Source organism: Acetobacterium sp. (genome assembly GCF_036508315.1).
In the GTDB taxonomy this organism is placed as follows: domain Bacteria; phylum Bacillota; class Clostridia; order Eubacteriales; family Eubacteriaceae; genus Acetobacterium.
Window position 1 is genome coordinate 20,442 of the sequence record NZ_DATCHP010000100.1, and the last position, 7,874, is coordinate 28,315.

4 protein-coding genes and 1 other RNA gene are annotated in these 7,874 nt (G+C 33.6%); all 5 read left to right on the forward strand.

The genetic code is table 11. From position 1 onward, the window contains the following. Positions 1-8: 8 nt before the first annotated feature. The 5 genes from rnr (at position 9) to VIK44_RS12090 (ending at position 7,257) form a co-directional block, all read left to right on the forward strand. The gene (rnr, locus tag VIK44_RS12070; RefSeq protein ID WP_331554141.1) at positions 9-2,222 is read left to right on the forward strand and encodes a ribonuclease R; all 2,214 of its coding nucleotides are present in this window, start codon (positions 9-11) and stop codon (positions 2,220-2,222) included. A 38-nt stretch (positions 2,223-2,260) separates the two neighbouring features. Further along, complete coding sequence (smpB, locus tag VIK44_RS12075; RefSeq protein WP_331554142.1) at positions 2,261-2,719, forward strand: SsrA-binding protein SmpB; 459 nt, start codon at positions 2,261-2,263, stop codon at positions 2,717-2,719. A gap of 11 nt (positions 2,720-2,730) precedes the next feature. Continuing rightward, positions 2,731-3,131, forward strand: a transfer-messenger RNA (tmRNA) gene (gene ssrA / locus VIK44_RS12080). An 853-nt stretch (positions 3,132-3,984) separates the two neighbouring features. Beyond that, entirely contained in the window at positions 3,985-5,976 is a 1,992-nt protein-coding gene (locus VIK44_RS12085) for a retron Eco8 family effector endonuclease (RefSeq protein WP_331554143.1), read from the forward strand. A gap of 237 nt (positions 5,977-6,213) precedes the next feature. Next, positions 6,214-7,257, forward strand: coding sequence for a reverse transcriptase family protein (locus tag VIK44_RS12090; RefSeq protein ID WP_331554144.1), 1,044 nt, complete (start codon positions 6,214-6,216; stop codon positions 7,255-7,257). Positions 7,258-7,874 lie beyond the last annotated feature (617 nt).

Sequence of the window (7,874 nt, forward strand, 5' to 3'; positions counted from 1 at the left end):
AGGAAAATATGAGAACCAAGGAACTCAAGAAACTCGTCCAACAATTAATGGAGGACCCCAAATACCGGAAAATGCCCTTTGAGGAGTTATCCGAATCGATTGGACTGAAAAAGAAAAGTGAACGGCAAATGCTCACCCATGTTTTAAAAGAGCTGGAAAAGAAGAAGAAAGTTAAAACAATCACCGATACCAATACAAGTAAAACCAAAGACTTCAAAGAAACCAAATTTGTCAAAGAACCCAAAGGAACCAAAGAAACCAAGGAAACCAAAGACTCCCGCAAGATTATCGGTGTCCTCCAGGGAAACCAACGTGGGTTTGGCTTTGTGATTCCTGATAATACTATTTTCACAGAGGACATTTTCATCCCGGAAAAATATTTGAACGGTGCTTTAGACCAGGATCACGTTTGGGTACAGTTGACTTCACAGCCGGGCGAAAAAAGACCTGAAGGGGAAGTCGTTGAAATTATCGAACGGGGCCATAAGAAACTTATTGGCCGCTATGAAAAAGGAAAAAGTTTTGGCTTTGTCATCCCTGATAATGATCGTCTCTGCAAGGACATTTTCATTCCCGAACGTCGTGGAAAAAATGCCGTCACCGGAGATAAAGTCGTTGTTAATATCCTCAGCTGGTCCGATAGAGGAAAGAATCCAGAAGGGGAAATTGCCGAAATCCTCGGGAATAAAGACGAACCCGGCATTGATATTCTCTCGGTTTTAAAAGAATATGACATTCCCATGGAATTTTCCAAGAGTGTTGAAAAAGAAGCCAATAACATTGTCGATAAAATCACCGAGGCAGAGTTGGAAAAACGTAAGGATCTCCGGGAAGAAGTGATATTTACTATTGATGGCGATGATGCCAAGGACTATGACGATGCTGTTTCTATTGAGAAAAAAGAGAATGGTCATTACATCCTGGGCGTCCACATTGCCGATGTGAGTCATTTTGTTCGTCACGGATCACCTCTGGATGAATCTGCCCTGGAACGCGGTACCAGCGTTTACGTTGTGGATCGGGTTGTACCGATGCTGCCCTTTAATCTGTCCAATACCGTCTGCAGCCTTGTGCCTAATGAAGATCGATTGACCTTTAGCTGTGAAATGGAAATTGATAAAAAAGGAAAGGTTCTGGACTATAAAATTTTCAAATCCGTTATCTGCTCTAAATCAAGAATGACCTATCAAGGGGTTGCTGATGTTTTAGCAGGAAAAGATAACCTGGTCGCCAAAGCGCTGCTGCCTTTTATTGATGATCTTCAGGTTTTGGAAGAATTGTTTGGTGTGCTTCATACCCAAAGGCGACTTAAACGCGGCGCCATTAACTTTGATTTTCCAGAAGCAAAAATATTTTTGGATGACAAAGGTTTCCCCGCTAGAATTGAGGTTGAGGAACGCCTTGTATCGCATCGGATGATTGAAGAGTGCATGCTAGTCTGCAACGAAACCGTGGCAAAACATGTTGCAGGAACCAAGGTGCCTTTTTTATTCCGAAATCACCCTGAGCCGGATCCTGAAAAATTAGCCGCCTTCCGGACATTTATTAACCGTTACGGTTTTAAACTGGGTTCCAAAGAAGATGCTGTTCCCAGAGGGGAAGACTATCAAAAACTGATGGAAGACATTGACGGGAAAAGTGAAGAACGGGTCATCACCCTGTTAATGCTGCGAACCATGCAACAGGCTGTCTACCAGGGACATAATCTGGGGCATTTCGCTTTAGGGGCCAAATATTATACCCATTTCACCTCCCCGATCCGACGTTATCCGGATCTCTTTGTTCATCGGTACTTGGCAAAAAGCCTTCATGGCAAGATCAGTGAGAAAACAGTGGAATATCTTGAAAAACATATTGAAGATATTGGCCAGCATTCCTCAGAAACTGAACGCCAGGCCGAAAAGATTGAGCGGGAAATCACCAAGTTGAAAATGACCGAATACATGTCCGCTCATCTTGGCGAAACCTTTGAAGGCCGAATCAGTGGGGTTACCTCCTTTGGATTCTTTGTCGAACTGGCAAACACCGTCGAAGGTCTAGTTCGACTGCAAAATATGAGAGATGATTATTATGTTTATGACCCTGATCTTCACCAGCATATTGGCGAGCGAACAGGAAAATTCTATCGTCTTGGCCAGGAGGTTTGTATTAAAGTACTTAAGACTGATGTGGATCTAAAACAAATTGATTTTGAACTTGTTGAAAAACGAAAGAAAGCATGATATAATAAAGTACTAGCTAAAGAACAGAGGTGATGGGCATGGCAGAAACCATAAAAATTGTGGCAAAAAATAGAAAAGCACGTCATGATTTTCTCATTGAAGATACCTATGAGGTTGGATTGGTGCTGTCAGGCACTGAAGTTAAATCCATCCGCCAGGGGAAGGTCAGTTTAAAAGAAAGTTTTGCCGATATTTATGAAGGTGAAGCCTTTGTCTATCAAATGCATATCGATCCTTATGAGCAGGGGAATATTTATAACAAAGATCCTCTGCGCATTCGAAAGTTGCTGATGCACAAACAGCAAATCCGGAAACTAACCGGATTAAAGCAACGGGAAGGATATACTCTGATACCACTGACACTCTATTTTAAAGATAATCACGTCAAGATGGAACTGGCTCTGGCCAAAGGTAAGAAGCTTTATGATAAGCGACATGCCATGGCTGAGCGAGATGCCGATCGACGGATTCAGAAAAGTATGAGACATAGCGGTTAGCTAATAATTTTGGGGGCGCACTGGTTTCGACGGGGGTTTTGAAGCTTGAGTAGCGAGTCGATGTTGCTAATCATCGTTAAAAGTGGCAAAAAAATATAAACGCTAAAACAAACAGAAGTTACGGTATGGCTTTAGCAGCGTAATTACGCTCTAAAGTACAATATTACGACTTTCACGGCAAAATAATTGCCGTACGCCTCCCGATTCAACCTGTGGTTTAGGGTTTCGGCGTTCAAAGAAGCAGGGAACCGTTTTGGGTAGTGTCTCGCACCCTTAACGATCAAGAGACTGGTTTCTTTTTTCCTTTGTCATTGGAGAAGAAGAGGAATGAGAAAATAATCGATGACTGCACTCGGAGAAGCTTCTGTGAATGAATTTTCGGACGTGGGTTCGATTCCCACCGCCTCCACCAAAATAAATGATAAGCTCTGAACTACCTGTACAGGGGGTGTTCAGAGCTTTTTTTTTCGGAAAAATACTTTTGTCCATTGAAAATGCTTTATTATTTGTTTAGGGCTTCTAGTTTAAAGAAACCATCACAAAATTGAGTTTAGTCTTGTTAACAAGTTTGTAAATTGGACTCAGGCACGGAACTCTTTATTCGGGATTAATGGAAATATCGGCTATTAATGTAGAGTACAGAATAATAATTATTTTGTACTGTATACTTTGGATTATCATCGTCTTGATAGCTGAAATAAAAGTTGCTAAAATGCAAATAATATCATCATTACGGCTGTTACAATTTTAAACACTGCTATATCAGCAATAATTGGCATTTCAGATCTTGGTATAAAAGATGATATGCTTTTAGTATTAGAAGGTTTTATGTTAGTATTTTTACCGTTTTTATGGATATCGCTAGTATTAAGGCAAAAATAGTCTCAAAATGCGGCTAGTAGGTAAACAGAAATCTCAGTTATGTTACTTGGGTTTGAAATGAAAAAACTGTAATTGTGTAATTAGTAGAATTAAAAGTATTGTACTGATAAAACGCAATTTATGAAGATGTCCTTGATGATGCGGAAATCGGTATTCGATTCAACAAAAATAAATGCTATACATAAAATTTACAACACATTTATGGTTTAAACAAACAGTATCATATTGTTGTTTTATGCAATAAACAGATGTATAATAAGAATATTGCGTATACATTTTAAATATAAAGTGTGTATATATTTTTTTGAAACATCAATAAAGAAACGCAACATTAAAAATAGTATTAGCTATAGAGAGTATCAATAAACATACAGGTGGTTAAAATGGGAATATCTAATATAAAAATATCGAATTTTAAGTCAATAAAAAATATGAAATTAAATTTAGACTATCCAACAAATTTTGATTTGTATTGTATGCTTGGAAAAAATGGGGCAGGAAAAACAACAGCCATAGATGGGATTCGTTATTTTTATAAAATGGCAAATAAAACATTTGAAATCGAAGATATAATCGATAAACTAAATATGTATGCGCAAAAAATGTACATTGAGATTACATTTGATTTTTCAAACCTATTGACTAATAATAAAAACAAGTATTTAGAGACTGTTCTAAAAAGTTATGAAGAATACATTGTAGATAGTAAATTGTTAGTGAGAATGACACAATTCAAAAATAGTGAAGTTGTTTGGTATCCCTTGAATGACGTGTATTTTGTAAGGAAGATCTTAAAGATTTTTCCGGTATTTTTTGTTAACACGCGATTTATTTCTTTGACTGATTGGTCAGAATTGTGGAATATCATAAGTGAAATTTCGATTAGTGGGATAAAGGAATCTACAGAAATTGTAGATGAAAAGTTAAAAGATGTATTTGAGGCTACATACGGCGAAAAATTTAATAAATCTATTCGGAAAATTAAAAAGATTTTTGATGAAGAAAATATTAAAATTAATGATAAGGATTATATAGTTAGATTTAAAAACGCTATTATGACACAGTTAGGTGGTGATACATTTTTGACGGATAATAATAGTCTATTGTATTATTCTGATGGCATGAATTCTTTAAAATATATAAAATTATTATTGAAACTTATTGTAGATTTATCTGATACCGCTTGGAAGAATTCTCTAATTATTCTGGACGAACCTGAAATAGGTTTACATCCCAAATTTATTGAAGAGTTAGCTGATCTTTTTTTGATAAATAGATCAAAAAAGGTTAACTATTTGTTGACGACTCATTCAAGCCATTTTATAAGTTCAATTTTAAAAAATGGAACGTCAGTATGTTTTTATAGATTATATTTGATAAATGGATATACAAATATTGAAAAAATTCGGAATATTATAGAAACAAAAGATACCTTTCTTATGAATGATGCAGAAGCAGAAAGTTATTTTTCGGATACAATTGTTTTTGTTGAAGGGCAAACGGAAATACAATTATTGAAAAATAGAAACTTAAATACGCTATTTCCTTACTTAAAAAGAATTACGATATACAATACAAAGTCAACGGACACAGTAACTAACTTGATATTACCTCAACAAGCAAATATGACTGTTCCGTATATCAATATTCTCGATATGGATAAAATACTTACTTTTAATACCGAAAAGAAAAAATTTTCTATAGCAAAAAGTGAAATAAATCCATTGTATAATAGTAAAATTAAAAAAAAGGAAAAATACTTAATTTATAATAAAGGCGGAGAGAAATTTTATACATATAATTTGCGCAACAGAATTCAAGGAGTGTTAAAAAAGAGTACATTTACTCAAAATTTAACACAATTTTGGATTAAGAACCCGGAATATATATTTCTATTAAAAATGGTAAATCTATATTGTAATAAGAATAATGTTTTTGTTATGAGAACAACAATTGAAGGTGCAATTGTAAATGAAAAAAATTATGAAGTAGTATTGAAGTGGCTGGAAACTAAATTAATAGAAAGTACTTTTAATAAACTATGTGATTTATTGAATAAATACCCTGATTGCATTGAATATAAAACAACCATATTGAGATTAGTTCTAAATGGGAAATTAGATAGTTTGCAAAATATGAAATATTCTAAAGATAAAACTGGAAATGTACGGGCTAATGTTCCCGAAGACGTTTATAATGGGGTTCTTTTTATAAAAAACAAGATTGGAAATAAAACAAGCGGTTGGGTAATTGAATTTATTGACTATTATTTAAACAATGTTTTAGTAGAAGATGACGATGCAAATAAAGAAAAATTTAAAATGGATTTTCCAGAATTATATAATCTTTTACAAATAATAGATAATTTGATATAATAATAAAACAATGAGTAGTAACATAGCTTTAATTTGTACAGGTTAAAGCTGCCTTGTGATTTTGAGGTATTAGAATGCTTTTCGAAATACATAACAAATAATCCAAGGAGTAATTATTAACAATTTGACGTTTGCTAATTTACTCAATTTCTTATGATTAGATTCGCGATGCGGAAAATGAGAGGTACTCATGTGTAAAGGCTTCTTTAAGAAGCCTTTTTCTATGGAGATGATAATATGAATAGACTTTGGAAAATAGAAAATGAAGAACAATTTTATAATAACATAGTCTATAAAAGCAAGGAAGATATACTTGCTTTTATAAGTGATCCTGAAAAAGAGTTATATTATAAGGATATTGTAAAATTTAAAAAGAAGAATGGATTTCGTGAGATATGCATAATAAATAAAAAAAGTGGAATTTATGACATTCAAAAAAATTTAAAAAATAATTTTCTTAACAATATATCAATTTCAGATGTATCATATGGGTTTGTCAAAAACTGCAACTATTATGATTTTTTGGAACCACATATTAATTTTTATAAAAACAGTTTTTTTTTAAGATTAGATGTCGAAAATTTTTTTGGTTCGATAAGGTACAGCGATATTAATGATGTAATGTCGTATTACTTTTTAGACTCATTTGACATAGAAAAAAAAAGAGAAATACTTGAAATAATTTGTAAGGTGTTGACCTTTCACGATAAAGTAATTCAAGGCACTCCAACAGCGCCTGTGATATCTAATATAATATTTAGATCTCTTGACATTAGGATTCAAAAATATTGTCAGAAATTTGGTGTGATTTATAGTAGATATGCAGATGATTTATTGTTTTCAACTCATCAAAAGATTTTGATGAGTTCTGATTTTTATAAAGGTATTCAAAATATAATAATGTCGAAAAATTTTATGATCAATCATAATAAAACTATCAGATATAAAAATAGCATTTCTTTAAACGGGTATGTAGTAGATTGTACAATAAGATTGTCAAGAAAAAAGTTGAAACGATTAAATAGAGTATTGTTTTATCTCGAAAATGTTAAATTTAGAAATGAGGAACGTTGGTTTGAAAATTTAAATGATGAGATGAAAAAATATGAGAAAAACGAAAAGGTTATTGCTTTTTCAGGAAAATATGAAATGGTAAATTTTTTGGCCGGAAACAGATCGTTTTTAATATCATCTATAAGATATTCTGAAGATAAGCTATATCTTGATAGATGCATAAGAATGATCCACAGAATTGAAAATCAAATTAATAATATATTGTAATAAAACTGATTTTAATAATTAGAATCAGAGTCAAATTTCAGAAGTTTATGTAGGAACTCCTCCAAAGCAAAATGCATAAGGGAGAGGGGGTTCGGACTATTTCTTGGACACCTCAAACTATAATACACCCACAAGCTTACAGTGCCTGACACCAACATATAAACTTAATGAATCGATTAAGAAATTTATTCCATCCAAGAGACAAACCCAAAATTATCTGACCAACAACCCCTTCAGTTTCTTCTTTTGGAGAAAAGTACGTCATATGGATATTATCATTAAAAAGGGCCACTGTATTCATCAGTGAGAGCCATCATGAATGAGCTGGCTCTCACTGATGACTTCAGTGGATCTAAATCAAAATATTATTCATCATACTCAGAATTAATTTCGTTTTCTGAAAAATAGTTCATTTATATTTTTAGCAATCGACCCTAAAATGTGGCTTTTTCACTGGTCCCGAACCTTCCCTTTTTATCATTTCAAAAAGTGATCGCTGGTTTATTTGATGTCGAGGTTCCAGCGATTAGAAAGCACTTCAAGAATATTTTGCAGTCTGGTGAACATGATGAAAAAGTGGTTGTTTTTATTTTGGAAAATACCACTCAGCAAACGAC

Coding starts and splice junctions, on each gene's coding strand:
- smpB (WP_331554142.1), top strand. CDS start 2,261: ATGGCAGAAACCATAAAAATTGTGGCAAAAAATAGAAAAGCACGTCAT.
- VIK44_RS12090 (WP_331554144.1), top strand. CDS start 6,214: ATGAATAGACTTTGGAAAATAGAAAATGAAGAACAATTTTATAATAAC.
- rnr (WP_331554141.1), top strand. CDS start 9: ATGAGAACCAAGGAACTCAAGAAACTCGTCCAACAATTAATGGAGGAC.
- VIK44_RS12085 (WP_331554143.1), top strand. CDS start 3,985: ATGGGAATATCTAATATAAAAATATCGAATTTTAAGTCAATAAAAAAT.